22 protein-coding genes and 1 pseudogene are annotated in these 24,323 nt (G+C 72.5%); 13 read left to right on the top strand and 10 right to left on the bottom strand.

The features are described from left to right. Positions 1–15: 15 nt before the first annotated feature. Complete coding sequence (locus tag OO60_RS23635; protein WP_033262094.1) at positions 16–702, top strand: helix-turn-helix transcriptional regulator; 687 nt, start codon at positions 16–18, stop codon at positions 700–702. Here OO60_RS23635 and OO60_RS23630 read toward each other — a convergent pair. From OO60_RS23630 to OO60_RS23610, 5 genes are all read right to left on the bottom strand, one after another. Next, complete coding sequence (locus tag OO60_RS23630) at positions 686–1,042, bottom strand: VOC family protein (protein WP_003066839.1); 357 nt, start codon at positions 1,040–1,042, stop codon at positions 686–688. The two genes, OO60_RS23635 and OO60_RS23630, sit on opposite strands and share 17 nt — an antisense overlap. Before the next feature lie 82 nt (positions 1,043–1,124). Next, positions 1,125–2,141 carry an Rv2231c family histidinol phosphate aminotransferase CobC gene (gene cobC / locus OO60_RS23625; protein WP_003066842.1) on the bottom strand — a complete coding sequence of 339 codons (1,017 nt, stop codon included), beginning with the start codon at positions 2,139–2,141 and terminating at the stop codon, positions 1,125–1,127. Next, a complete protein-coding gene (locus OO60_RS23620) occupies positions 2,134–3,465 on the bottom strand; it encodes a cobyrinic acid a,c-diamide synthase CobB (protein WP_033262093.1) in 1,332 nt (443 codons plus the stop codon). Before OO60_RS23620 ends, cobC begins: the two co-directional genes overlap by 8 nt. After that, entirely contained in the window at positions 3,459–4,073 is a 615-nt protein-coding gene (cobO, locus tag OO60_RS23615) for a cob(I)yrinic acid a,c-diamide adenosyltransferase (protein ID WP_003066852.1), read from the bottom strand. Before cobO ends, OO60_RS23620 begins: the two co-directional genes overlap by 7 nt. Beyond that, positions 4,073–6,019 (bottom strand): putative cobaltochelatase, encoded by a 1,947-nt coding sequence (locus tag OO60_RS23610; RefSeq protein ID WP_003066855.1) that lies wholly within the window; start codon positions 6,017–6,019, stop codon positions 4,073–4,075. The genes cobO and OO60_RS23610 overlap by 1 nt, the downstream gene beginning before the upstream one ends. An 88-nt stretch (positions 6,020–6,107) precedes the next feature. On the opposite strand from OO60_RS23610, the gene OO60_RS23605 reads away from it, so the two are divergent. Genes OO60_RS23605 through OO60_RS23575 form a run of 8 tightly spaced genes read left to right on the top strand, consistent with a single transcriptional unit; the run spans position 6,108 to position 15,442 of the window. After that, entirely contained in the window at positions 6,108–7,238 is a 1,131-nt protein-coding gene (locus OO60_RS23605) for a bifunctional cobalt-precorrin-7 (C(5))-methyltransferase/cobalt-precorrin-6B (C(15))-methyltransferase (RefSeq protein ID WP_003066859.1), read from the top strand. A 40-nt stretch (positions 7,239–7,278) separates the two neighbouring features. Further along, complete coding sequence (locus OO60_RS46535) at positions 7,279–7,461, top strand: hypothetical protein (RefSeq protein ID WP_155848855.1); 183 nt, start codon at positions 7,279–7,281, stop codon at positions 7,459–7,461. Further along, on the top strand, positions 7,458–8,219 hold the full coding sequence (gene cobM, locus OO60_RS23600; protein ID WP_003066862.1) for a precorrin-4 C(11)-methyltransferase: 762 nt from the start codon (positions 7,458–7,460) through the stop codon (positions 8,217–8,219). Before OO60_RS46535 ends, cobM begins: the two co-directional genes overlap by 4 nt. Further along, on the top strand, positions 8,216–9,232 hold the full coding sequence (locus OO60_RS23595; protein ID WP_003066864.1) for a Gfo/Idh/MocA family protein: 1,017 nt from the start codon (positions 8,216–8,218) through the stop codon (positions 9,230–9,232). Before cobM ends, OO60_RS23595 begins: the two co-directional genes overlap by 4 nt. After that, complete coding sequence (locus tag OO60_RS23590) at positions 9,229–9,948, top strand: cobalt-precorrin-6A reductase (RefSeq protein WP_003066867.1); 720 nt, start codon at positions 9,229–9,231, stop codon at positions 9,946–9,948. Before OO60_RS23595 ends, OO60_RS23590 begins: the two co-directional genes overlap by 4 nt. Beyond that, the gene (gene bluB / locus OO60_RS23585) at positions 9,945–10,604 is read left to right on the top strand and encodes a 5,6-dimethylbenzimidazole synthase (RefSeq protein ID WP_003066870.1); all 660 of its coding nucleotides are present in this window, start codon (positions 9,945–9,947) and stop codon (positions 10,602–10,604) included. The genes OO60_RS23590 and bluB overlap by 4 nt, the downstream gene beginning before the upstream one ends. Before the next feature lie 18 nt (positions 10,605–10,622). Beyond that, positions 10,623–13,715, top strand: coding sequence for an arabinosyltransferase domain-containing protein (locus OO60_RS23580; protein ID WP_081655761.1), 3,093 nt, complete (start codon positions 10,623–10,625; stop codon positions 13,713–13,715). A gap of 32 nt (positions 13,716–13,747) precedes the next feature. Further along, positions 13,748–15,442, top strand: coding sequence for an ATP-dependent nuclease (locus tag OO60_RS23575; RefSeq protein ID WP_003066876.1), 1,695 nt, complete (start codon positions 13,748–13,750; stop codon positions 15,440–15,442). Here the strand turns inward: OO60_RS23575 and OO60_RS23570 are convergent. The 4 genes and pseudogenes from OO60_RS23570 to OO60_RS47845 all read right to left on the bottom strand — a co-directional run. Then, entirely contained in the window at positions 15,436–16,923 is a 1,488-nt protein-coding gene (locus tag OO60_RS23570; RefSeq protein ID WP_003066879.1) for a precorrin-2 C(20)-methyltransferase, read from the bottom strand. The two genes, OO60_RS23575 and OO60_RS23570, sit on opposite strands and share 7 nt — an antisense overlap. Then, positions 16,920–17,543: a precorrin-8X methylmutase gene (locus OO60_RS23565; protein ID WP_003066882.1), complete on the bottom strand. Its 624-nt coding sequence runs from the start codon at positions 17,541–17,543 to the stop codon at positions 16,920–16,922. The genes OO60_RS23570 and OO60_RS23565 overlap by 4 nt, the downstream gene beginning before the upstream one ends. After that, positions 17,540–18,613: a nitrite/sulfite reductase gene (locus OO60_RS23560; protein WP_081655762.1), complete on the bottom strand. Its 1,074-nt coding sequence runs from the start codon at positions 18,611–18,613 to the stop codon at positions 17,540–17,542. The genes OO60_RS23565 and OO60_RS23560 overlap by 4 nt, the downstream gene beginning before the upstream one ends. A 4-nt stretch (positions 18,614–18,617) precedes the next feature. Beyond that, positions 18,618–18,773: pseudogene (locus OO60_RS47845) on the bottom strand (DUF6191 domain-containing protein); the annotation flags it as partial. An 89-nt stretch (positions 18,774–18,862) separates the two neighbouring features. On the opposite strand from OO60_RS47845, the gene OO60_RS23555 reads away from it, so the two are divergent. Genes OO60_RS23555 through OO60_RS23545 form a run of 3 tightly spaced genes read left to right on the top strand, consistent with a single transcriptional unit; the run spans position 18,863 to position 20,867 of the window. After that, positions 18,863–19,789: an ABC transporter ATP-binding protein gene (locus tag OO60_RS23555; RefSeq protein ID WP_081655763.1), complete on the top strand. Its 927-nt coding sequence runs from the start codon at positions 18,863–18,865 to the stop codon at positions 19,787–19,789. Continuing rightward, a complete protein-coding gene (locus OO60_RS23550) occupies positions 19,786–20,631 on the top strand; it encodes an ABC transporter permease (RefSeq protein ID WP_003066895.1) in 846 nt (281 codons plus the stop codon). Before OO60_RS23555 ends, OO60_RS23550 begins: the two co-directional genes overlap by 4 nt. Before the next feature lie 2 nt (positions 20,632–20,633). Beyond that, positions 20,634–20,867, top strand: coding sequence for a helix-turn-helix transcriptional regulator (locus tag OO60_RS23545; protein ID WP_003066897.1), 234 nt, complete (start codon positions 20,634–20,636; stop codon positions 20,865–20,867). On the opposite strand, the gene OO60_RS23540 is transcribed toward OO60_RS23545, so the two are convergent. After that, complete coding sequence (locus OO60_RS23540; protein ID WP_240490631.1) at positions 20,864–21,766, bottom strand: hypothetical protein; 903 nt, start codon at positions 21,764–21,766, stop codon at positions 20,864–20,866. The two genes, OO60_RS23545 and OO60_RS23540, sit on opposite strands and share 4 nt — an antisense overlap. A 195-nt stretch (positions 21,767–21,961) precedes the next feature. On the opposite strand from OO60_RS23540, the gene OO60_RS23535 reads away from it, so the two are divergent. After that, the gene (locus OO60_RS23535) at positions 21,962–24,322 is read left to right on the top strand and encodes a HAMP domain-containing protein (RefSeq protein WP_003066903.1); all 2,361 of its coding nucleotides are present in this window, start codon (positions 21,962–21,964) and stop codon (positions 24,320–24,322) included. Position 24,323 lies beyond the last annotated feature (1 nt).

Genomic DNA, 24,323 nt, shown 5'->3' with positions numbered 1-24,323 from the left:
CCTACAGTCGGCCACGTGAACCGCACTGATCGTCTTTACGCCCTCGTCGAGGAGCTCCGTGTCGTGTCGCCTCGCCCGCGCAGCGCGCGCTGGCTCGCGACCCGGTTCGAGGTGAGCGTCCGCACCGTCGAACGGGACATCAGCGCCCTGCAGCAGTCCGGCGTGCCCATCTACGCCGAGACCGGCCGCACCGGCGGGTACTGCCTCGACAAGGCCCACACCATGCCGCCGGTCAACCTGACGCCCGCCGAGGCCGTCGCCATGGCGCTCGCCCTGAAACACCTCGACGGCACCCCCTTCCGGGCGGAGGGGCGCTCGGCGCTGCGCAAGCTCGTCGCGGCGATGCGGCAGGAGGACGCCGTCATGGCGCGGGACCTCGCCACCTGCGTCCACCTGCTCGGCGACGGCCCCATCCCGCCGATGCCGCACGTGCTCGGCATCCGCCGTGTCCTGCGCATCCGGTATGCCGACCGCGCCGGCACCGTGACCCGCCGGGAGATCGAGCCCATGGGGTACGTGGGCAAGCCCGAGCACTGGTACCTCGTGGCCTGGTGCCGGCTGCGCGGGGAGATCCGGGCGTTCCGCACCGACCGGATCGTCTCGTTCACCGTGACCGCCGAGGTCCCCCCGCCGCGTCCGCTGCGGCCCGAAGACCTCGACATCCCGTCCGGCGACGCCGTGCCGCTCACCTTGGCGGGGTGAACACCGAGAAGTGGTTGCCCGCCGGGTCCAGCAGGTGGGCGAACTTCACGCCGACCGGGTTGACGACCGGTGGCCGCTGCACCTGCCCGCCGGCTTCCTCGACCCGGCGGCAGGTGGCGTCGACGTCCTCGACGAGCACGGTGAACACCGCGTAGTTCTCCGTGCCCGTGGCCAGCCCGCCGCGCGAGCCGCCGGTGTTGATCACGCGGTAGGCCGAATCGGTGCTCGCCGTTTCGTCCTGCGCGACGCTCCAGCCGAAGACCTCGCCGTAGAACCGTTCCGCGGCCGCCGGGTCGGGGCTGCCGATCTCGAACCAGGCGACGTCGTTGAATCCGGGCATGGTGGTCCTTTCACTGCCTCGCCGGGCGTTTCCCGGTCGACACCCACTCTCGGCCGTGGCAGCGACAACCCCCTGTCGGTGTTTACAAGATTTTCCGCAACGCGGTGAGGAAGGCATCCGTCGTCGCGCGGTCGCGCACCGCCAGGCGCAGGTGGTCCGGCCCCAGCCCGGGGAACGTGTCGCCACGACGCACCGCGTACCCCACCTCACGCAGCCGAGCGCGAACCGCCGCCCCGCCCGGGACGCGGACCAGCACGAACGGGCCGCGCGGGTCGCCCAGGACGTCGATGCCCGCCGCTGCCAGGCCGGACGCCAGGTACTCGCGGTCGGCTTCCGCCGTCACCGCCAGCTTTTCCGCTTCCTCCACAGCGGACGGACGGCAGCACGCCACCGTCGCCACCCCGGCCAGCGTGGACACCGACCACGGCACCTGCACCGCGCGCAGCCGCTCGACGACGTCCGCCGGAGCGAGCACGTACCCGGCACGCAGCCCGGCCAGGCCCCACGTCTTCGTCAGGCTCCGCAGCACGACGACCCCCGGGTGGCCGGCGGCCAGGCTCTCGGCCTCGCCGGGCACCGCGTCGAGGAACGCTTCGTCCACCACCAGCAGCCGGCCGGGCCGCGCCAGCGAGCGCAGCACCGACGCCGGGTGCAGCACCGATGTCGGGTTGGTCGGGTTGCCCACGAACACGAGATCCGCGTCGGGCGGCACCAGCGCCGGATCCAGCACGAAACCGTCCACTTCGGACAAAACCACGCGCTCGACCGCGTGCCCGGCGGCTCGCAACGCAGCCTCCGGCTCGGTGAACTGCGGGTGCACGACCACTGCCCGCCGCGGCCGCAATGCCGACGCCAGCAGCGTGAACGCTTCCGCGGCACCCGCGGTGACCAGGACTTCTTCCGGAGCACGGCCGTGGCGCGCGGCCACCGCGTGCAACGCATCCACTGTGGACGGATAGGCGGCCAGCGAGTCCACAGCGGACACCAGCTCTTCCCGCAGCCACGACGGCGGCCGCGGCAGCCGGACGTTCACCGCCAGGTCCACCAGCCCGGGCCCGACCTCGCGGTCGCCGTGGTGGTGCAGATCGTACTCAGCCATGGGCCCGGACCCGCGCGGCGAACTGGTGGGCCAGCTCGGGGTACCCGGCCCAATGAACGTGCAGGTAGGACGCGTGCAGCGTCGGCGACGCGAAGCCGTCCAGCTGCCGGTCCCAGCCCCACGCGGCCGAGGCGCCGTGGGACGGCGTCACCTCGGTGCGGTGGAATTCGTGCCCGGTGACGCGCTGCCCGGCCGTGGCCAGAAGGTTGTCTTCGACGGCGACCGCGCGCCGGTAGCCCAGCTTGCCGCGGGCGGTCATCTTCGCGTCCGCGGGCACCGCGCCGACCATCGGCACGCCGTCCAGTGACTGGCACAGGTACAGCAGCCCGGCGCATTCGGCGCTGACCGGCATCCCGCGCTCGATCGCCGAAGCCACCGCAGAACGCAACGCCGTGTTCGCCGACAGCTCGGCCGCGTGCACCTCCGGGAACCCGCCGCCGAAGTACAGGCCGGCGCACCCGTCGGGCAACGCTTCGTCCCGCAGCGGGTCGATGTCCACGACCTCGACTCCGCACGCGGCCAGCAGCTCGACGTTCTCGGTGTAGCGGAAGGTGAACGCCGGGCCGCCGGCGGCCGCGACCGTCACTTGTGGACCGTCCACACCGGATGGTTCCCACGGCGGCGCCGAAAGCCGGGGAGCGGCCGACGCGATCCGGACGACCGCTTCCAGGTCGACGCCTTCCCGCACCCAGGCGGCGAGCGCGGGCAGCACGTCCTGCGCCTCGGCGGCCCGTTCCGCCGCCGGGACGAGCCCGAGGTGCCGGCTCGGCGCGTGGATCTCTTCGTTGCGGTACAACGACCCCAGCAGCGGGACGCCGGTGGCTTCCAGCGCCGAGGCGATCTCGTCGCGGTGCCGCTGCGAACCCAGCTTGTTGAGGATGACCCCGGCGAGCCGCACCCGGTTGTCGTAGTGGGCGAACCCGAGCACGGTCGCGGCGACGCTGCGGGAGGCGGCCGAGGCGTCGACGACCAGCACCACCGGCGCGTCCAGCACCCGGGCGACGTGGGCCGTCGAAGCGTAGCCCTCGGTGCCGAGTGCCCCGTCGAACAGGCCCATCACGCCCTCGATCACGGCGATGCCGGCGCCGCGGGAACCGTGCCGCAGCAACGGAACCAGCTGATCCTCACCCTGGAGGAAGGGGTCGAGGTTGCGCGCCGGACGGCCGGTGGCGAGGGCGTGGTAGCTCGGGTCGATGAAGTCCGGCCCGACCTTGTGCCCGGACACGCGGTGCCCGGCCGCGCGCAGCGCCGCCATCAACCCGGCGGCGATCGTGGTCTTGCCGTGCCCGGAACCGGGCGCGGCGACGACCACGCGCGCTACCACTCGATCCCCCGCTGGCCCTTCTGGCCGGCGTCCATCGGGTGCTTGACCTTGGTCATCTCGGCCACCAGGTCGGCAACCTCGACCAGTTCCGGCGGCGCGTACCGGCCGGTGATGACGACGTGCTGGTGCCCTGGCCGGGAGACCAAAGTGGACACCACGTCGTCAACCTCGAGCCAGCCCCACTTGAGCAGGTACGAGAATTCGTCGAGGACGTAGAAGTCGTGCGTCTCGGCGGCGAGCCGTCGCTTGATCTCCGCCCAGCCCTCACGAGCGTTCGAAGCGTGGTCCTCTTCGGAACCGGACTTGCGCGCCCAGCTCCAGCCTTCGCCCATCTTGTGCCACTCGACCGGCCCGCCCTGGCCGGTGTCGTCGTGCAGCTGGCCGAGCGCCTTGAACGCGGCTTCCTCGCCGACGCGCCACTTCGCCGACTTCACGAACTGGAACACGCCGATCGACCAGCCCTGGTTCCAGGCGCGCAACGCCATTCCGAACGCGGCGGTCGACTTGCCCTTCATTTCGCCGGTGTGCACGGCGAGCAGCGGCCGGTTGCGGCGCTGGCGCGTGGTCAGGCCGTCGTCCGGGACGACCTCGGGCTTCCCCTGCGGCATCAGGCGGCCTTTCCGGTCCGGGCGCGGACGGCGGCCGCCAGCGATTCGGCGGCGACGTCGGCGAGGGGCACGTGTTCCGCGCCGAGGTGGGCGGCGAGGTCGGCGGCCAGCCCGAGCCGCATCTTGCCGCTTTCGCAGTCCATCACGATCGTCGTGACGCCGGCCAGCAGGCCGGCCGCGGCCTGGGCGCGGGCGACGGCGTCGGGGCCGCTGGTGGCGCGCCCGTCGGTGACGACGACCAGCAGCGGGCGGCGCCGGGGGTCGCGGATCTCCTCGACACGCAGCACGCGCGCCGCCTCCAGGAGCCCTTCGGCCAGCGGCGTCCGGCCACCGGTCGGCAGGCCGTCCAGGCGGGACGCGGCGGCGTCGACGCTGATCGTCGGCGGCAACGCGAGTTCGGCCGCGGCGCCGCGGAACGTGACGAGCCCGACCTTGTCGCGGCGCTGGTAGGCGTCGAGCAGCAGGGACAGCACCGCGGACTTGACCTCGCGCATGCGGGCCTTGGCGCCCATCGAGCCGGACGCGTCCACGCAGAACAGCACGAGGTTGCCCTCACGCCCTTCGCGCAGCGCGTAGCGGACGTCTTCGGGCCGCAGCTTCAAACCGGCCCCCGCACGGCCGCGGGCTTTCTGGTGCGGTGCCGCGGCTTTGACGGTCGCAACCAGGTGCGGCCGTCCTTCATGGACACTCGGGGGCTGCACGCCGATGGTCCGGCCGCTGTCGGTGATCGCCCGCGAACGGCGGCCGCGCTCGCCTTCGCCCATGCCCTTGACGCGGAAGACACGGGCCTTGAACGTCTCGCCGGCGCCGACGGTCTTCTGCTGCCCGCCACTCTGCTTCGGCTCTCCCTGCGGCGCGTTTTCGCTGCTCTGCGGCGGTTCGGGTGCTTCCGGCGGCGTCGAGCCCGAGCCGGGGCCGTCGTCCTCCGGCCCCGGATCCGGTTGCGCGTCCTGCAGGGCCTGCTCCAGCTGCTCTTCCGAGATGCCGGGGGCGTCGAACGGGTTGCGGCGGCGGCGGTGCGGCAGGGCGAGGCGGGCGGCGACGCGGACGTCGTCGGTGGTCACCTCGTCACGGCCGGCCCAGGCCGCGTGCGCGACCGCGGTGCGGGCGGTGACGATGTCCGCGCGCATGCCGTCGACCTCGAAGGACGCGCAGACCTCGGCGATCTGGCGCAGCGCCTCGTCGGGGAGCTTGACGGCGGGCAGGAGCCGTTGCGCGGCTTCGATGTCCGCCGCGAGCCGGGCGTCCTCGTCGGCGTACTGCGCGGCGAAGGCGTCCGGATCGGCTTCGTAGGCCAGGCGGCGCCGGACGACCTCGACGCGCTGCTCCGGGTCGCGGCTGGAGGCGACCTCGACGGTCAGCCCGAACCGGTCCAGCAGCTGCGGCCGCAGCTCGCCTTCCTCGGGGTTCATGGTGCCGATCAGCACGAACCGCGCCGCGTGCGACACCGAGACGCCCTCGCGTTCCACGGTCGCGCGGCCCATCGCGGCGGCGTCCAGGAGCGTGTCGACGAGGTGGTCGTGCAGCAGGTTGACCTCGTCGACGTAGAGCAGCCCGCGGTGCGCGGCGGCCAGCAGGCCGGGCTGGAAGTCCGTGACGCCCTCGGCGAGCGCGCGTTCCAGGTGCAGGGAGCCGATCACGCGGTCTTCGGCCGCACCGACGGGGAGTTCGACCAGCTTGGCGGGCCGCCGATGGCTCTTCGCGCCTTCGTGCGGGCCGTCCGGGCAGAGCGGGTCGGGGGCGGCGGGATCGCAGGAGAACCGGCAGCCGTCGACGACGTCGACGCCGGGCAGCAGGCCGGCCAGCGCGCGGACCATGGTCGACTTCGCGGTGCCCTTCTCGCCGCGCACCAGCACCCCGCCGACGGCGGGTGAGATCGACGAGAGGACCAGCGCCAGGCGCAGGTCGGGCAGCCCGACGACGGCGGTGAACGGGTACGGCTTCAACAGCGCTCCTGAGGTCGGCGACCGGCCGATCATCGCACAGCGCCCGGCTCGCTTAGGGTGGGAAATCGTGCGCGAAAAATCACCCTTGATGGTCGTCGGGATCGGGGCCGACGGCTGGTCCGGGCTGTCGGAGCAGGCCAGAGCCGCGGTGCTCGCCGCCGACGTCGTGCTGGGCGCGCCACGGCAGCTGGGGTACCTCCCCGAGGGGCTCCCGGCGCAGGCCTGGCCGACGCCGCTGCTGCCCGGGCTGGACGCGGTCATCGCCGAGCACGAAGGCGCCCGGATCTGCGTCCTGGCCAGCGGAGATCCGTTTTTGTCGGGGGTGGGTGCCACACTGGTGGCCCATGGATACGAGGTCGAGGCGCTGCCCGCGCTCTCGTCGGTGACACTGGCCCGGGCACGGCTGGGCTGGTCCGCCGAGGAGACCGAGGTGGTCACCATCGTCGGCCGGTCGTCGGCCCGCGTCGCCCGGGTGCTGGCGCCGCGCCGGCGAGTGCTCGTCCTGGGTGCCGACGCGACGGCTCTGCGCTCCCTGCTCACCGTGCGGGGCTATGGCGAGAGTGAGCTGATCGCGCTGGAGAACCTGGGCGGGCCCGACGAGCGCGTCTCCGACGGCTGGGCCGGCGATCCCGGTCCGCTGACGGTGTTCGCGCTGGCGTGCGCGGGTCCGGCGTTGCCGCTGATCGGCATCCCGGACGACGTGTACGCCCACGACGGGCAGCTGACCAAACGCGACCTCCGCGTGTCGGCGCTGGCCCGCCTCGCGCCGAGTCCCGGCGAGCTGTTGTGGGACGTCGGCGCGGGCGCGGGCAGCGTCGGCATCGAGTGGTCGCGGCTGAACGGCTTGAACCGCGCGGTCGCGATCGAGCGCTCGGCGGAGCGGGCGGAGCGGATCGGGCGGAACGCACTGGACCTGGGAGTACCGGAACTGGAGGTGGTGACGGGGGAAGCACCGGAGGCGCTGACCGCGCTGCCGGCACCGGACGCGGTCTTCATCGGAGGCGGCGTGACGGCGCCCGGCGTACTGGACGCGTGCCTGGCGACGGGCGCGCGGGTGGTGGCCCACGGGGTGACGCTGGAGGCCGAGCAGGTCTTGGCGCGCGCGTACGAGGAGCACGGAGGGGAGCTGCTGCGGATCGGCGTGGAGAAAGCGGCGCCGCTGGGCGGCTTCACGGGCTGGACGCCGGCACGGGTCGTGACCCAGTGGAGCAGCCGGTGACCAGCGGCCGACCGTCGGATCGCGGACCGCGGAGCTGCCGATGACCGGCCGCCGCCCGACGGCCAAGGACGGCACGGGGCACGCGGCGATGGCGAACCCCGGCCGCGGCCGTCGCGCGGCCACCTCCGGGGAGCCGGTGACGAGCACGACATCGACGGCCGGTCGCGGGGTGTGGCAGCCTGCCACCGCCCGTTCCGCCACCGTCACCTGGAGCAGCCGATGACCGTGCACTTCATCGGCGCCGGGCCCGGGGCTGCCGACCTCATCACCGTGCGGGGCCGGGACCTGCTCGCCCGCTGCGGTGTCTGCCTCTACCCCGGCAGCATGACCCCGCCCGACCTCCTCGCCTACTGCCCGGCCGGCGCCGAGCTCGTCGACACCGCGAACCTCAGCCTCGAGCAGATCGTCGAGAAGCTCGTCGACGCTCACCGCGCCGGGCACGAGATTGCGCGGCTGTGCTCGGGGGATCCGTCGCTCTACAGCGCCGTCGCCGAGCAGGTGCGGCGGCTCGATGCCGTCGGGGTTCCCTACGACGTCGTTCCCGGGGTGCCCGCCTTCGCCGCTTCGGCCGCCGTGCTGAAGCGGGAGCTCACCGTGCCCGAAATCGGGCAGAGCCTCGTCATCACCCGGGTTCAAGCCCGCTCCACCAAGATGCCGCCCGGCGAGACCCTCGCCGCCTTCGCCGCGACCGGGGCCACCCTTGCGCTGCACCTCGCCGTCAACCACGTCGAACGGGTGGCCGGGGAACTGGCGCCGCACTACGGCAGGGACTGTCCCGTCGCCGTCGTCGCGCTCGCGAGCCAGGCCGGGGAAACCGTCGTGCGCGGGGTGCTCGGGGAACTCCCCGCCCTGGTCCGCGACGCCGGGATGACGCGCGCCGCCACCATCTTCGTCGGGCGGGTGCTCGCCACGACGAACTTCCCCGACAGCTTCCTGTACTCGAGTGCCCGTGACCGGGCGAACCAACCGGAGTCGTTGTGACGGAACTGCGCTGGGGCCTGCTGGCCGCCGGGACCATCGCCGCCCACTTCGCCGCGGGCGTCGACGAGAGCAAGCACGGCGTCCTCGCCGCCGTTGCCGCCCGGGACGGCGAGCGGGCCCGGGAGTTCGCCACGCGCTTCGACATCCCGAAGGCCTACGGCAGCTACGAAGACCTCCTCGCCGACCCGGACGTCGATGCCGTCTACGTCTCGACGCCGCACGCGCTGCACAAGGAATGGGCCATCGCCGCCGTCGAGGCCGGCAAGCACGTGCTCTGCGAGAAGCCGCTGACGCTCACCGCCGCCGATGCCGGGGAGGTCATCGACGCCGCCCGCGCGCACGACGTCTTCCTGATGGAGGCGTTCATGTACCGGCTGCACCCGCAGACGCGGCGGCTGGCCGAGCTGATCTCCTCCGGGGCGATCGGCGAGGTCCGCGCGGTGGACACGACCTTCTCCTTCGACAGCAACCCGGAGGAGACCGCCCGGCTGAGCGACCCCGCGCTCGGCGGCGGCGGGATCCTCGACGTCGGCTGCTACTGCACCTCGCTGGCCCGGCTGGTCGCGCAGGCCGCGACCGGGCAGGACGTCGTCGAGCCGTCCGAGGTCAGCGGGATGGCGCACCTGTCCGCGACCGGCGTCGACGAGTGGGCGACCGGCCTGCTGCGCCTGCCCGGCGACATCCTCGCCACGATCTCGTGCGGCATCCGGCTGACCCGGGAGGACGGCATCCGCGTGTTCGGCTCGCACGGGCAGATCCACATTCCGCGGCCCGCGTGGATCCACCCGCTGCGCCACCCCGGCGTCTCGCAGATCGTCCTGACCCCGGCCGACGGCGAGCCGGAGGTCATCGAGGTCGAAGCGACCCAGGGCGTCTTCGCGCGCGAAGCGGACCACGTCGCCGCGCACGTCGGAGACCGCCAGGCGCCCGAGCTGACCTGGGCCGAAACCCTCGCCAACATGCGGACGCTGGACCGCTGGCGCGAAGCCGTCGGCTACGGGCGTCGCTCGTGATCCTCATCCTCGGCGGGACCGGCGAAGCCCGGAAGCTCGCCGAAGCGCTCACCGAACGCGGAGTCGAGGTTGTCTCTTCGCTGGCGGGGCGAGTCGCGCGGCCGAGGCTCCCCGTCGGCGAAGTGCGCGTAGGCGGCTTCGGCGGCCCGGAAGGTCTCGCGCGGTACTTGCGCGAGAACCAGGTCGAAGCGGTCGTGGACGCCACCCACCCCTTCGCCGAACGCATCGGCGCGAACGCGGCAACGGCCGCCGAGCGAACGCAGACGCCCCTGCTCAGGCTCGCCCGGCCGGGCTGGCAGGCGGGACCGCAGGACGACTGGCACTGGGCCGCCGACCTCGCCGAAGCCGCAGAAATGCTCGCCGACCTGGGTAAACGCGTGTTCCTGACCAGCGGCCGCCAGGGCCTGCCCGCCTTCGCGCACCTCGACGACCTGTGGTTCCTGATCCGCTGCGTCGACCCGCCCGAGCCTCCGCTGCCGCGCCACCACGAGCTGATCCTCGCCCGCGGGCCGTACGAGGTGGCCGCGGAGCGCGAGCTGCTCGGCCGGGTGGACGTCCTGGTCACGAAGGACTCCGGCGGCGCGCAGACCAGCGCGAAGCTGACCGCCGCCCGCGAGCTCGGCATGCCCGTCCTGCTCGTCAGGCGGCCGGACCGCCCCGCCACCGAGACCGCCGAAACCGTCCCCGCCGCCGTCGAATGGGTCCTGCACCGATGATCGAAGAGTTCTACGAAGTCCTGCGCAAACGGCGGGACGTCCGCGGCGAGTTCACCGGCGCGCCGATCCCCGAGGCCACGCTCATGCGGGTCCTCGAGGCCGCGCACGCCGCGCCGAGCGTGGGGCTCACCCAGCCGTGGGACTTCGTGCTGGTCGACGACGTCGTGACGCGCGAGAAGTTCGCCAAGCACGTCCACGAGGAGCGCGAGGTGTTCGCCGGGCAGCTCGGCGAAGACCGCGCGAGCACCTTCGCGAACATCAAGATCGAGGGCATCCTCGAGGCGAGCCTGGGCATCGTCGTCACCTACGACCCGGCGCGCGGCGCGCCCGACGTGCTCGGCAGGCACGCCATCGCCGACGCCGGGCTGTACTCGGTGTGCCTGGCGATCCAGAACCTCTGGCTCGCCGCGACCGCGGAGGGCCTGGGCGTCGGCTGGGTGAGCTTCTACCGCGAACCGTTCCTCGGCGAGCTGCTCGGCGTGCCCGGCGGCGTCCGGCCGGTCGCGTGGCTCTGCGTCGGCCCGGTCAGCAGGCTGGAGACCGTGCCCGACCTGGAACGCCACGGTTGGCGGAGCCGCCGTCCCCTGACCGCGGCGATACACCACGGCAGGTTCACCCCGCGTGACCCGGGGGCTGCGTCAACCGCCGACGTCTGACCCGTTAGCGTTGCGCCGATGCGTCTGATTGCCGTAGCGCTGGGGTTGCTCTCGGCCTTGTGCGCGCTGGCTTTCCCCTTCCTGCCGGTGGTGCAGGACACGGCGGAGGTCGTCTGGCCCACCGGCAGCGACACCCGCTCCGTCAACGCGCCCTTGACCGGGTACTGGGCCGAGGACCTGCGCGCCGAGCTGCCGTGCGCGGCCATCCGCTCGGTCGACGCCCGCACGAACGGTCCCGGCCTGCTGTTCGCCACCGTGCCGGACGGCCGCACCGACCCGAAGGCCGGCAACGGCGTCGGCCTGCAGCTGCGCGTCGACAACGGCGTGCTGCTCGCCTCCAGCCAGGGCCAGCAGATCGCCCAGCAGCCGCTGCCCGCCGAGAAGTGCGACGTCGAGCTGGACGTCGACGCGACGCAGATGACCCTCGCCGTGGCCGGGACGCCGATCTTCCACGCCGGCGGCGACGTCCGGCCCCGCGTGGTCGGCATCTACTCCTCGATCAACTCGAGCAAGGACCCGATCGCCGGGCTGCACGTCTCGGTCGTGCCGGACACGCGCTACCAGACGTCGCCGACCGCGCTGAAGATCGTCGTCGGCGTGCTCGCCATCCTGTCGCTGATCGGCTGCCTGATCGCGGTCTGGCGCCGCGACTCCGGCTTCGCGAGACGTGCGCCGCGCTGGGCGCCGGTCGGCTGGTGGCGGCTGACCGCGCGGGACGCGACGGTGATCATCGCGCTCGGTGCGTGGGTCTTCATCGGGCCGGTGACCTCGGACGACGGCTACATCCTGACCATGGCCCGGGTCACCGAGGCGACCGGCTACCTGACGAACTACCACCGCTGGTTCGGCGTCGCCGAGGCGCCGTTCGGCTGGTTCTACCACGTCTTCGAGCTGATGACGCACGTCAGCACGGTGCCGCCGTGGATCCGGCTGCCGTCGTTCCTGCTCGGCGTGCTGAGCTGGCTGCTGATCAGCCGCGAGGTGATGCCGCGCCTCGGCAGCCAGATCCGCACCAGCCGCCCGGCCAGCTGGGCCGCGGCGACGGTGTTCCTGATCTGGTGGATGCCCTACAACAACGGCGTCCGCCCGGAACCGGTGGCCGCGCTCGGCTCGCTGCTGGCGATCTGCGCGGTCGAGCGCACGCTGGTGACGCGGCGGCTGCTGCCGCTGTGCCTCGGCCTGACCGCGGCCGGGTTCACCCTGGCCGCGACGCCGACCGGGCTGATCGCGGTGGCGCCGTTCCTGGTCGCCGCGCGGCCGCTCTTCAAGCTGATCCGCCAACGCGCGAACGAGAGCGGCTGGCTGCCGGTCCTCGCGCCGGTCGCCGCCGCGGGGCTGCTCGTGCTGGTCGTGGTGTTCGCCGACCAGACGTTCGCGACCGTCCAGGAGGCGACCCGGATCCGCACCCAGGTCGGCCCGAACCTGTCGTGGTTCCAGGAACTCGCGCGCTACCAGCTGCTGTTCGCCGACCTGCCGGACGGCTCGGCGCCGCGCCGGTTCCCGGTGCTGCTGGTCGTGCTGTGCACCGCCACCTGCCTGGTGGTGCTGCTGCGCCGCAGCCGGATCCCCGGCGCGGCGCTCGGCCCGGCGCGCCGCCTGATCGGCACGACGGCGCTGTTCTTCCTGCTCCTGGCCCTGACACCGACGAAGTGGACGCACCACTTCGGCGCGTTCGCGGCGGTCGGCGCGTCGATGGCGGCGCTGGCGGCGCTCGCGACCAGCTCGACGGTGCTGCGGTCGAAACGCAACCGCGCGGCGTTCCTGGCGGCGCTGCTGGTGGTCGCCGCGCTGGCCGCGACCGGGCCGAACACGTACTGGTTCGTCTCCCGCCTCGGCGTCCAGTGGACGAACGTGGCGCCGTCGGTCGGTGGCATCCCGCTGTCGACGATCCTGCTGGTCGCGGCCGCGGCCGCCGGGGTGTACGCGTTCGTCGAGAACGTCCGCGCGCACCGGCCGGGGCTGCCGGACCAGCCGCAGGAGGGCCGGCTGCGGGCGCTGCGGCTCGGGTCGCTGTCGCTGGTGGTGGTCTGCGGCCTGGTCGCGGCGGGCGAGTTCGTCACGATGGCGTGGGCGATCCACAACCAGTCCGGCAGCTACAGCCTGGGCGCGGCGAACGTCGGGCACCTGTTCGGCAAGAGCTGCAACCTCTCCGACCACGTGATGGTCGAGCGCGACGCGGCGACGAGCATCCTGCACGCGCAGGCCGAGCAGCGGACCGTGGCGGAGAAGCCCAAGGAGACGGACTCGCCGCTGCCGAACCCGGACCAGGACAACGGCCGCGTCCAGACCGGCTTCCACACCCGCCCGATCGACGACAAGGACCCCCTAGCAGAGCCGCCGCACGGGTTCACGCCGGAGAAGGTGCCGATGTGGTCGAGCTACCTCGACCCGGAGACGCGCGCGGGACGGCTGCGCAGCGACTGGTACGCGCTGACGGAGAAGCCGGCGGACGGCCAGATCGTGGTGGCGACGGCGGGCGCGGCCCGCCGTCCGACCTCGGTGAGCCTGGACTACGGCGTCGACACCCCGGACGGTGTGAAGGTCCTGCGCAGCCAGTTCATGCTGCCGCCGGGCTCGGGCACGGGCGGCTGGAACGACACCCGCATCAACCTGCGCGACCTCCCGCCGGAGACGAACGCGGTCCGCATCAACATCGTGGACAACGACCTGACCGAGGACGGCTGGATCGCGGCGTCGGCCCCGCGCGTCCCGACGTTCACGACACTGACGGACCGCATCGGCTCGAAGCCGGTGTACGTGGACTGGCCGGCGTCGTTCGTGTACCCGTGCGTCCAGCCGGTGACGTCGCACGACGGGATTTCGCAGGTCCCGGACTACCGCATCACCGCGGGCGGCCTGGCGGACGAGGCCCAGTGGGCGTCCTCGACGAACGGCGGGCCGATCGGGTGGCTGGAGGAACTGGCGGAGGAGCCGGAGGTGCCGAGTTACCTGATCGGCCAGCCGAGCCAGTCGTGGGGCCAGCTGCTGCAGATCGAGCCGTTCACGGAAGGCATCGCACCGACGGTGGTGCACGGCGAGAAGACGGTGCCGGGCTGGTGGTCACCGGGTCCGGGACCGCGGCAGCCGAACGGCAAGGACCCGACGCGCTGAATCCGGCTTGGGCACCGTGACAGGATGACGCCATGGTGCTCAAGCTCCGGAGCCTGGAACTGCAGTCCGGCGAAGAGGTGGAAATCGCCGACGGCCTCACGGTGATCGTGGGACCGAACAACGTCGGCAAAAGCCTGCTGCTGCGCGAACTCGGCACCCAGCTCGCACTTCAAGCCGGCCAGCAAGCGCATCCGCCGAATCGGATCCTGCGGCAGGTCGCCATCGATTCCCCGATGGAGTACGAGGGGTTCCTGGCCTGGATCCGACGCACACATCCCGTCCGGGAGCCCGAATCGACCGGCGACGAAGCACAGATCCGGACGAACTCGGGAACGGTCCTGACGTTCTCGCAGATTGCCAACGCTTGGGAACACCTCGGGAGGTACCCCGGTAGGCTCGGAGTCCTGTGCCCGCTTCTCGTCCTCCAGCTGAGCGCGCACAGCAGCTTGAGCTTGCCGCTCGACGGGCAGGCGTTCAACCCGTACACGCAGCGGCCCACCGGCATGGCCCAGCTGCTGTACCAGGACCGGGAATTCGAACGCGCAATGAGTGACCTGCTGCGCCGCGCGTTCGGCGAACCGCTGACCGTGAACCGGTACGCAACACCCGAAATCACGCTGCACGTCGGCGAAGTCACCGAACCCGAGTCTGCGCCGCCGGTGAGCCGCGAATACCTGCGGCAACTCAACGAGCTACCGCGACTGGCGGAACAGGGTGACGGGTTCCGGGCGTTCGCGAGCATCCTCTTCGCGCTCAAGACCTCCCACTACCCCATCGTGCTCATCGACGAGCCGGAAGCGTTCCTGCACCCGCCGCAGGCCTACCTGCTGGGCCGGTTCCTCGCCGAGGAGCACGCCGCGGGGTCGCAGGTCATCGTGGCGACGCACAGCGCCGACATCATCAAGGGCATCACTTCGGTGCGCGCGGATGTCGCCATCACTCGGCTGACCCGGACCGGCGCGACCAACCACGTGGCGAGCATCGCCCCGGCGAAGGTCCGGACGCTCTACGACGACCCGCTCGTGAAGTACTACCCGATCGTCGACGGGCTGTTCTCCCGCGGCGTGATCGTCTGTGAAGCAGAATCCGACTGCACCTACTACCGCTCGGTCCTCGAAGCCGGAACCTCCGCGCCGGGTATCCACTTCACCCACTGCAACGGCAAGGCCCGCGTCGGCCGGGCCGTCGATGCGCTGCGCTCGGCGCGGGTGCCCGTCGTCGCAGTACTGGACATCGACTTCCTCCGCGACGACAAGGACTTCGCCGAGGTCGTCGTCGCTCAGGGCGGCGATCCGGAGGCTTTCGCGAAAGCCCGGGCGGTCATCGAAAACTCCGTGCAGTCGTGGGGCCGGAAGGTCGATCGCACCGCCGCCAAGGCCCTTGTCGAGGCGCAGTTCGCCCGCAGCAAGGCGCCCTCCTTGAGCAGCGGCGAGATCGCCAAGATCAAGGAGGCCGTCAGCCCGGTGAGCGGCTGGCGGCAGTTCAAGAAGTACGGCGTCCACCATCTGTCGGGCGACGCCGTGACCGCCTTCGAGGACCTTGACCGGGGCCTGCGCGAGCTGGGGATCTTCGTGGTCCCGTGCGGCGAGCTGGAACGCTTCCACCCCGACATCTCCGGCGAGAACAAAGCCGAGTGGCTGCGAACGGTGCTCGAAACCGGACGGAACTCGGCGGCCGCGCGGGACTTCGTGCTCGCGGCCGCCGAGTTCATCTCACGCCATCAGTAACTGCGGGGCGTCCAGACGATGCCGTTCTCGGATCGGGTCTTCGAGGAACCCACGATCAGCAGGCAGCGCATGTCCACTGTGGACGGGTCCAGCTCCCCCAGCGTCGTGATGCGGATGTCCTCCTCCGGGCCACCCACGTCCCGGGCCACCACGACCGGCGTGGAAGCAGCACGATGGCGCAGGAGGACAGCACGGGCGTCGGCGAGCTGGGTCGTCCGGGTGCGGGACGCCGGGTTGTACAGCGCCAGCACCAGATCCGCCGCGCCCGCCGCGTCCAGGCGCTTCTCGATGATCTCCCACGGCTTCAAGCGATCCGACAACGACAGCACGCAGTAATCGTGACCCAGCGGCGCTCCCACCCGGGACGCCGCCGCCTGCGCTGCCGTCACGCCCGGGACGATCCGGACACGAACCCCCGAGCCGTGGCCCGCTGACACCTGCTCCAGCACCGCCGACGCCATCGCGAACACCCCCGGGTCACCCGAGGACACCACCGCGACCCGAGCCCCGGAAGCAGCCAGGGAAAGCGCTTCGCGCGCCCGGTCCGCCTCCACGCGGTTGCCCGACGCGTGCCGCTGCTGGCCCGCCTTCTGCGGCACCCGCGCCACATACGGCCCGTACCCGACGATGTGTTCCGCAGCCGAAAGCTCCGAAGCCGCCTCTGGGGTCAGCCACTCGGGACCCGCCGGGCCGAGACCCACGACGACGACCTCGCCCCCGGCAGCAGGCGCAGGAGCAGGCGAAGCAGGAGACTGCCGTGACGCATAAGCGGGCGAAGGCAGCAGAGCCAGCGAAAAGTACGGCACCGTCGAAGGATCCACCGAAGCCAGGGGCTCGATCCGCTGCTGTCCCCAGGTCGCGCGCTCGACGTACACCGCGTCGTCCAGCTTTCCGGCCTCCGCGAACGCCTCCCGCACCGACGAGAACGTCCGGCCCAGCTTCAGGACCGCCGCCGCGTCCGTGTCCGCCAGGCGGCGGGCCAGCTCCGGGGCCGGGAGGGTGCCCGGGAGCACCGTCAGGACCTCGTCGCGCTGGACCAGCGGGCGGCCGATCACCGACGCCGCCGCGCTCACCGATGTCACGCCCGGGACCACCACCGCCTGGAAGCGGCCGGCCAGGCGCTCGTGCATGTACATGTACGAGCCGTAGAAGAACGGGTCGCCTTCGCAGAGCAGGACCACATCGCGCCCCGCGTCGAGGTGCTCGGCCAGGCGCTTCGCGCTCAGCTCGTAGAAGTCCGCGATCGCGCCTTCGTAGCCGCCCGGGTGGTCCGTCGTCTCCGTCGTGACCGGGTAGACGAGCTTCTCCTCGATCTGCCCCTCGCGCAGGTACGGCTCCGCGACCGAGCGCGCGATGCTGCGGCCGTGCCGCGCGCAGTGGTAGGCGATCACCGCCGCCTCGGAAATCAGGCGCGCTGCCTTGACCGTCATCAGTTCCGGGTCACCGGGGCCGAGCCCGACGCCGTACAGCGTGCCGGTCATTCCTCTGCGCTCGCGAGGGCGTTGATCGCCGCCACGGCCATCGCGCTGCCACCTCGGCGGCCGTGCACCACCAGGTACGGCGCGGGCGCTCGCTTGGCGAGCTCCACTTTGGACTCCACCGCGCCGACGAACCCGACCGGGACGCCGATGATCGCCGCGGGCGCGCCGACGCCTTCGTCGAGGATCTCCAGCAGGCGGAACAACGCCGTCGGTGCGTTGCCGATCGCCACCACCGAACCGGGCAGCTTGTCGCGCCACAGTTCCAGCGCCGCCGCCGAGCGTGTCGTGCCCATCCGCTCGGCCAGCGATGGGACACCGGGGTCCGAGAGCGTGCAGAGCACCTCGTTGTCCGCGGGCAGGCGACGGCGGGTGACGCCGCTGGCGATCATCTGTGCGTCGCACAGGATCGGCGCGCCGGCTTCGAGGGCCGCGCGGCCGGACTCGACCACGTCGAGCGTGTAGCGCAGGTCGTCGACCAGATCGACCATGCCGCAGGCGTGGATCATCCGGACCGCCAGCCCGGCCACGTCGTCGGGCAGGATCGCCAGGTCCGCCTCCTCGCGGATCGTGGCGAACGAGTGCCGGTAGATCTCGGCACCGTCCCGCAGGTAGTCGATCACAGATTTCCCTTCAGCTCGTCGAGCGGCACCCAGCGGCCGTCGATGCGGTAGCCCCCCGCTTCGGCGACAACGTCCACATGGGAGCGCGACGGCTTCCCGCACCGCCGTTCGCAGCCCGAGAAGTGCGCGCGCAGGCCCGGCCGGAACACCGCGTCGGCCCGGACGTCGGCGCGCGACTTCGCGCAGCCCGGACGGCCGATGCACGCGGTGGTTCCCAGTGCCTCGCCGCCGAAACCCAGCCGTTCGAAGACGTCGGCGGGCACGTCCGGCAGGACCACGGTCTTCCACGGCGTGACGAGCGCCGTCCCGAATTCCGCCAGCGCCCGCGCCTGCGCCGCGGACAGCTGCCCGAAGCGCGGCACGACCCCGGCCGCGAAGCCGCCGTCCCGTTCGATCAGCCCCACCGGCACCGAGACCTCGACACGCGGCACCGGCGTCCTGCGCCAGGCCGGGTCGTCGAGTTCGGCGACGCGCCACGCGGACCCGCGTATCCGGCAGAACTCCAGCGCGACCTCGATCAACGCGGCCACGGCGTCGGCGCGGGCCACCCGCCGCCCGGTGTCGCCACCCGCAAGCAGCAGCGTCCCCGTTCCGGAATCCAGCGCACGCCAGCAGACGTCGGCGCCCTCCCCGGCGACGTCGCCGCGGCCGTCGTCGAAGGCGAAGAGGAACCGCCCGGGCAGCGCCGCCAGTTCCGGTGCCGAACACAGCGCAAAATCGAGTGCCCCCGCCAGGCCGCGGACGTCGGCGAGGCCGCCGCGCACTCCGCTCAGCGGCGACGCGAGGACGTTCCGGACCCGCTCGTGCGACGGCGACGGCAGGAGGCCGGCGTCGGCCAGCCGGGCCGCGAGGCTGGGCCGGGTGACGCCGCGCAGCTGGACGTTGCCGCGCGAAGTGAGGTGGAGGTCGCCGTCGCCGCACGCTTCGGCCGCGTCGGCCAGCGCGTGCAGCTGCGCTGCGGAAATCGTGCCGCCGGGCAGCCGCACCCGGGCCAATGGCCCGTCGGCGGCGTCGTGGGGTGCGAAAACACCGGGGCACGCGTCGGCTCGCACACGTGCTGGGGTCGGCATGGGGTCACTGTAGCTGGCGGTCTTGCGGCTCCGGCGGGTCCGAACGGGGCCGGATCCGGGCCGTTCCGGCGTCCAGGTCCACGTCACGCCGGGGTGGCGCGCCTTCGGCGTCCTGCTCGACGAGCATCGACATCGTTTCCCGGTGTTCCAGCTCACGCCGCTTGGTGCCGTTCCCGGCACAGCAGAACTCTCATCGAATGTAGTAGGTGTGCTACATTCGATCGCATCAGTCAGATGGGGGTCAACGTGATGAGAGATCCAAGCGATGCCGTCGTCCGCGTGCGCGGGCTGCGGATGCGGTACGGGACGAACGACGTGCTCCACGGCGTCGGCTTCGAGGCGTACCGGGGGGAGGTCGTCGGCCTGCTCGGGCCGAACGGCGCGGGCAAGACGACGACGATCGAGATCCTCGAGGGCTTCCGCATGCGGTCGGCCGGCGAGGTGAGCGTGCTGGGGGCCGACCCGGCCCAGGGCGGCGAGGACTGGCGGGCGCGGCTGGGGGTCGTCCTCCAGTCCTGGCGTGACCACGGGAAATGGCGTGTCCGCGAGCTCCTTGCCCACCTCGGCCGGTACTACGCGCCGTACTCGACGGCGTCGCACCCGCGGCCGTGGGACACCGACGAGCTGATCGCGACGGTCGGGCTCACCGAGCACGCGCACCGGAAGCTCAAGCAGCTCTCCGGCGGCCAGCGGCGGCGGCTCGACGTCGCCATCGGCATCGTCGGGCGGCCCGAGCTGCTGTTCCTCGACGAGCCGACCGCGGGCTTCGACCCCGAGGCCCGGCGCGAGTTCCACGACCTGGTGCACCGGCTGTCCGACGAGCTCGACACGACGATCCTGCTCACCACGCACGACCTCGACGAGGCCGAGAAGCTGGCCGACCGGATCCTCATCCTCAACGGCGGCCGGATCGTCGCCGACGGCTCGGCCGACGAGCTGAGCAGGCAGATCTCCGGCGAGGCCGAGGTCCGCTGGAGCGTCGGCGGGCAGCGGTTCGTCCACTCGACGACCGAGGCCACGAAGTACGTGTACGACCTGTTCAAGCAGCACGGCGACGCCGTCGCGGACCTCGAGGTCCGGCGCGCGTCGCTGGAGGACACCTACATGACGCTGGTCCACCGCGCCGAGACCGGCGGCGAGACGGAGCTGGGGCTCCAGGAAGCGGGTGCGCGATGAACGCCGTCGCCTTGCGTGCCGGGCTGGCCCGCGGCTGGATCGAGTTCAAGCAGACGTGGACCAACCTCGACGACGTGGTGGGCCAGGTCGTCTTCGTGCTGCTCTTCCTCGGTACGTTGTTCTTCATGCGCAACGCCACGCTGCCCGGCACGTCGTTCTCGCTCGGCGCGGCGACCGTGCCCGGCGTGCTCGGCGCCGGCGTCGTGTTCCAGGGCCTGACCGGCGCGGCCGGCTACCTGGCCGTCGACCGCGAGGACGGCACGCTGCTGCGCGCGAAGGCCACCCCGAACGGGATGCTCGGCTACCTGGTCGGGAAGACGACGGCGCTGTCGCTCGCCCAGCTCACGTCGGTGGTCGCGGTCCTGGTCCCGTGCCTGTTCGCGTTCTCCGCGCTGGCACCGGACGGCGTCTGGTCGTACCTGCACCTGCTCGGTGTGCTGGTGCTCGGCATGGTCGCGACGATGCCGATCGGCGCCGCGCTGGGGTCGCTGGCCAACAGCGCGCGGTCGATCGGGCTGATCACCCTGCCGGTCATGGGCCTGGGCGCGATCTCGGGGATCTTCTACCCGATCACCGCGCTGCCGGTGTGGGTGCAGGACATCGCGCAGGTGTTCCCGATGTACTGGCTCGGCCTCGGGATGCGGTCGGCGCTGCTGCCGGACGGCGCGGTCGTCGTCGAGATCGGCCAGTCGTGGCGGCCGCTGGCCACCCTGGCCGTGCTCCTCGCCTGGTCGGTGCTCGGCTTCGCGCTGGCCCCGGTCCTGCTCCGCCGCATGGCGCGGCGCGAAGCGGGCTCGTCGGTGGCCGAACGGCGGCAGAAGGCCATGCAGCGTGTGGGGTAGCCATGAGTGAGGTCGTCTACAACCGGATCGCGATGCTGCGCGCGGAGCGGTCGATCTCGCGGCGGCAGCTGGCGGAGGCCCTCGGGGTGCACTACCAGACGATCGGCTACCTCGAACGCGGCGAGTACAGTCCTTCGCTGTACCTGGCGCTGCGGATCGCGGAGTTTTTCGAGGTCTCCGTCGAGGTGCTGTTCGCGACGAAGCCGTTCCCGCGGCTGGGCGAGCGGTCCGCCTAGGGCTTGGCCAGCTCGGCCTCGGTGAGCGCCCGGACGACGTCAGCGCGTCGTCCGGGCGACTCCCGCACCGTCCGGCTCATTTCCACGTGCAGGAACACCGTGTCGTCCGCGGCCGCGAGTTTGCCCTGGACGTTCTTCGTCCCCTCCAGAGCTCCGCAGCGCTCCTCCCACGCCCGGCACACCGCGAACCCGTCCGCCGTCAAGCGCGCCGCCGTGCGGCGGGCCGCGTCGCCGGCCACCGCTGCTCCCGACGACAGCACGATGTCGGTCGACGGCAGGTTTTCGTCGTGGAAGCCGTGCAGCTGGACCTGCGCCAGCCCGCGGCCGGCCAGCGCCGAAGCCACGACGTGGAACACCGAGTCCTCTTCGTGCGCGACGTCGGCCTTGCTGTCGTCGGCCTTCCGGTGCGCCCCCGCCACCAGCAGCACCGCGCCCGGCGTGCGGCGGAACAGGTCGACGCCGAACAGCTCCGTCCGCAGGTCGAACGCCGGGTGCGGCACCTCGATCGCCAGCGACGGCGGGGCCGACCGGTCGATCACGTACATCCCCCACGCCCGCTCGGTGCCGGGTTCGTTGACGGCGATCGTGTACGGCCGCCCGGTCGCCGGGTCGACGCCGTCGCGCACCGAGAACCCGAGCTTTTCGAGGTCCGCCGGGCCGCGGCGGTCCAGCACCGCCGCGAAACCGGCCGCCGCCGTCCGACGTTCGTCGGATTTCGGTGAGCGGTAGTCCTGGTCCGCGGACAGCTTCGCGGTGAAGTCGGTCACCAGGGAATCCAAACCGGCCTCCGGCACGGGTTTCTGCGGTGCGTCGTCACCCGAGGTCAGCACCAGGGTGAGGACCAGGGCCAGAGCGACGGCCACGCCGGCCACGCTGAGCAACATCCGCGGTCGGCTCATCACTAGGCGGAGTGTACTGATGTCACCCGTTAGTTAGCTTGGCTGCCATTTGTCCCCCGATGGGGTCAGTTGTAACGTCACCAAAGCGAGTATTGATACCTTCACGTAACCCGAACGGGTGGGTATTTCGCTAAAGGCCGCGGTGGCCGGCGGTCCTGGCGGACCGCTAGACGGGAAGGGCCTGGGGAGACCCTCTTGAACCAGCACGAAATTCGAACGGCGCGACTGCGCGCGCAGATTCCGGAAGCGGGGTTCCCCCGCGGCGCCGGGGTCGCGTCGGCGACCACCTTTGTCCTGCTGCTGCTCATCGCCGCCTTCACCGCGCTGTACCTGTCCACCGCGGGCCCGCTGTCCCTGATCCGCGCGAACGACGCCGCCGGCCGCGTCCCCGACGAGGTGACCGCGGGCCAGCAGCGCGGCGCTGCCGGTCTCGCGCAGGGCGTCGCCACCTCGGCGACGGCCGCCGCCGGCGACCTCCAGGTCGCTTCCGGCTCCGGGGTGTTCGACACCGCCGACGACGACGCGCTGCTCACCCGCCTGGGTGAAACCTACGAAGACTGGCGGGGCGTCGTCGTCTACGACCCCGCCGCGCAGAAGGTCGTGGCCACCCGCGGCGAGCCGGTGCCGGTCGAGACACTGCGCGGGGTCGCCGTCGCGAACCTCACCGTCCGCCCGGTCGCCCGCCCGGGCGACACCCCGCTCGTGCTGACCGCGCTCCCGCTCACCGGGAGCCGCGCCGGCAAGCTCCTCGTCGTCTCCACGGCGCTGCGCACCACGGCCGGCGACCTCGACAAGGACACCCAGCAGCAGGTCCGGCTGGTCACCGCCGACGGCGCGGTCCTGTACGCCCACGGCTCCGACGTCGCCGCGACCGACGCCCCCGCCCAGGAGCTGCTGTCCCGCGCCGCCACGGCGGCCGCCGCCGGCCAGGACGGCGTGCTGACCGGCCGGGCCGTGCCCGAGAAGGGCAAGGAGCGGGCCCCGGTCGTCTCCTACGCGCCGGTCTCCCCCGCCGGCATCGGCGGCAGCCTCGGCCTGTCCGTCGTGACGTTCAGCCGCTTCCCGGTCGAGGCCGTGCCGGTGCGCTGGCCGGGCCTGATCCCCGCCGCCGCGTTGCTCGTGCTGGCCGTCGCGGGCTTCTTCCTGCTGAGGCGCACGGTCGTCGCGCCGATCCGGCGGCTGCGCACCGACGCTCTCGCGGTCGCCGCCGGGGTGCTCGGCAAGCCGGTCCGGCAGTCGCGGATCCGCGAGGTCAACCGCGTGACGGCGGCGCTCGAGCGGTCGCGGTCCAAGCTGCGCCGCCGCAAGCCCGCGCCGGACCTGCGCCCGTTCCTCTCCGCCCAGCTCGTCGTCGCGGCTGTCGCGGTGGCCCTGCTCGGCTGGTCGGGCGCGGTCGCCGCGACGCTCGGCCGTCAGCACGCCGCGGTGTCGCCGACCATGCTCAGCGAGCACGGCGTCCGCGTCACGCGCTCGGCCGACACCCTGCGCCGCAGCCTCGCCGCGGGTGTCAGCGACCTGCAGTCCGTCGCCCGGCTGGGCAAGGGCAAGGAGCCGGAGCAGCTGCGCGGCATGCTCGACCGGCTCGCCGGCACCGAGAGCCGGTTCCGCAGCGTCTACGTCGCCGACGAGCAGGGCACGGTCCGGCTGCTGGCCGGGCGCGAGTCGCTGCGCGACCCCGGGAAGCTGCCCGACGGCGAGGGCCTGCGCCAGCACAACACGAGCGGGCGCGTCCCGATCGTCTACGCCTTCACACCGCTGCCGGGCTCGAAGAACGTCTTGGTCGGCGAGTACGACGTGCCACGGCTGGCCGGGCTCCTCGGCTCCGCGGGCGGCCGGATCCGGGTCGTCGACGAGGGCAAGCGCACGATCGCCGACACCGAGGGCTACCTCGCGTTCGCCCCGCTGTCCGACCCGGCGCTGATCAAGAACGTCGAGACCGCGCAGTCCGGCAAGGACGCCCGCGAGACGACGCCGTCCGCGGTCGTCGCGGCGCAGCGCCTGGCCGACAAGGGCGCCGCCGCGACGCTGAAGTGGGTCGTCGTCGCCGAGCAGCCGATCGGCTCGCTCGGGGTCGCGGACAACACCGTGCGCTCGGGCGCGCGGGTCGCCGCGCTGCTCACCGCCGTCGTCGCGCTGATGCTGTTCGCCTGGCACCTCCTCGTGGTCGTGCGGCCACTGCGGCGGGTCGGCGACGAGGCGCGGCGGATCGCGGCCGGCGACACCGGCGCCGTCGTCTACCCGCAGCGCCAGGACGAGATCGGCACCGTCGCCTCCTGCGTCGAGATCTGCCGCCAGGCCCTGACCGACGGACGCGACCGGCTCGGCGAGGTCCGGCGCCCGGCGGGGGCGGCGACCGACGAGACCGAGTTGCTCCAGAAGATCGTCGACGAGCCGGAACCCGCACCGAAGCCGAAGCCGCCGGCGAAGGCACAGCCGCCGCGCGCGGCCCGGCCGGCGCGTCCCCGGCCCCAGACGCCGCCGCGGCTGCCCGCCCGCACGCCCGAAGAGAAGGCGAAGAGCGACTACCTCAGCTGGCTGGACGGGGCCGGGGTCTGAC

It is taken from the genome of Amycolatopsis vancoresmycina (assembly GCF_000716785.1).
Classification (GTDB): Bacteria; Actinomycetota; Actinomycetes; order Mycobacteriales; family Pseudonocardiaceae; genus Amycolatopsis; species Amycolatopsis vancoresmycina.
The sequence above is the reverse complement of the archived record's forward strand: the minus strand, read 5'-3'. Positions and strand labels throughout refer to the sequence as shown.

Coding starts and splice junctions, on each gene's coding strand:
- OO60_RS46535 (WP_155848855.1), top strand. CDS start 7,279: ATGACCGGCCGCCGCCCGACGGCCAAGGACGGCACGGGGCACGCGGCG.
- bluB (WP_003066870.1), top strand. CDS start 9,945: ATGATCGAAGAGTTCTACGAAGTCCTGCGCAAACGGCGGGACGTCCGC.
- OO60_RS23575 (WP_003066876.1), top strand. CDS start 13,748: ATGGTGCTCAAGCTCCGGAGCCTGGAACTGCAGTCCGGCGAAGAGGTG.
- cobC (WP_003066842.1), bottom strand. CDS start 2,141: ATGGCTGAGTACGATCTGCACCACCACGGCGACCGCGAGGTCGGGCCC.
- cobO (WP_003066852.1), bottom strand. CDS start 4,073: ATGCCGCAGGGGAAGCCCGAGGTCGTCCCGGACGACGGCCTGACCACG.
- OO60_RS23580 (WP_081655761.1), top strand. CDS start 10,623: ATGCGTCTGATTGCCGTAGCGCTGGGGTTGCTCTCGGCCTTGTGCGCG.
- OO60_RS23560 (WP_081655762.1), bottom strand. CDS start 18,613: ATGCCGACCCCAGCACGTGTGCGAGCCGACGCGTGCCCCGGTGTTTTC.
- OO60_RS23540 (WP_240490631.1), bottom strand. CDS start 21,766: ATGAGCCGACCGCGGATGTTGCTCAGCGTGGCCGGCGTGGCCGTCGCT.
- OO60_RS23555 (WP_081655763.1), top strand. CDS start 18,863: ATGAGAGATCCAAGCGATGCCGTCGTCCGCGTGCGCGGGCTGCGGATG.
- cobM (WP_003066862.1), top strand. CDS start 7,458: ATGACCGTGCACTTCATCGGCGCCGGGCCCGGGGCTGCCGACCTCATC.
- OO60_RS23570 (WP_003066879.1), bottom strand. CDS start 16,923: ATGACCGGCACGCTGTACGGCGTCGGGCTCGGCCCCGGTGACCCGGAA.
- OO60_RS23605 (WP_003066859.1), top strand. CDS start 6,108: ATGGTCGTCGGGATCGGGGCCGACGGCTGGTCCGGGCTGTCGGAGCAG.
- OO60_RS23550 (WP_003066895.1), top strand. CDS start 19,786: ATGAACGCCGTCGCCTTGCGTGCCGGGCTGGCCCGCGGCTGGATCGAG.
- OO60_RS23545 (WP_003066897.1), top strand. CDS start 20,634: ATGAGTGAGGTCGTCTACAACCGGATCGCGATGCTGCGCGCGGAGCGG.
- OO60_RS23630 (WP_003066839.1), bottom strand. CDS start 1,042: ATGCCCGGATTCAACGACGTCGCCTGGTTCGAGATCGGCAGCCCCGAC.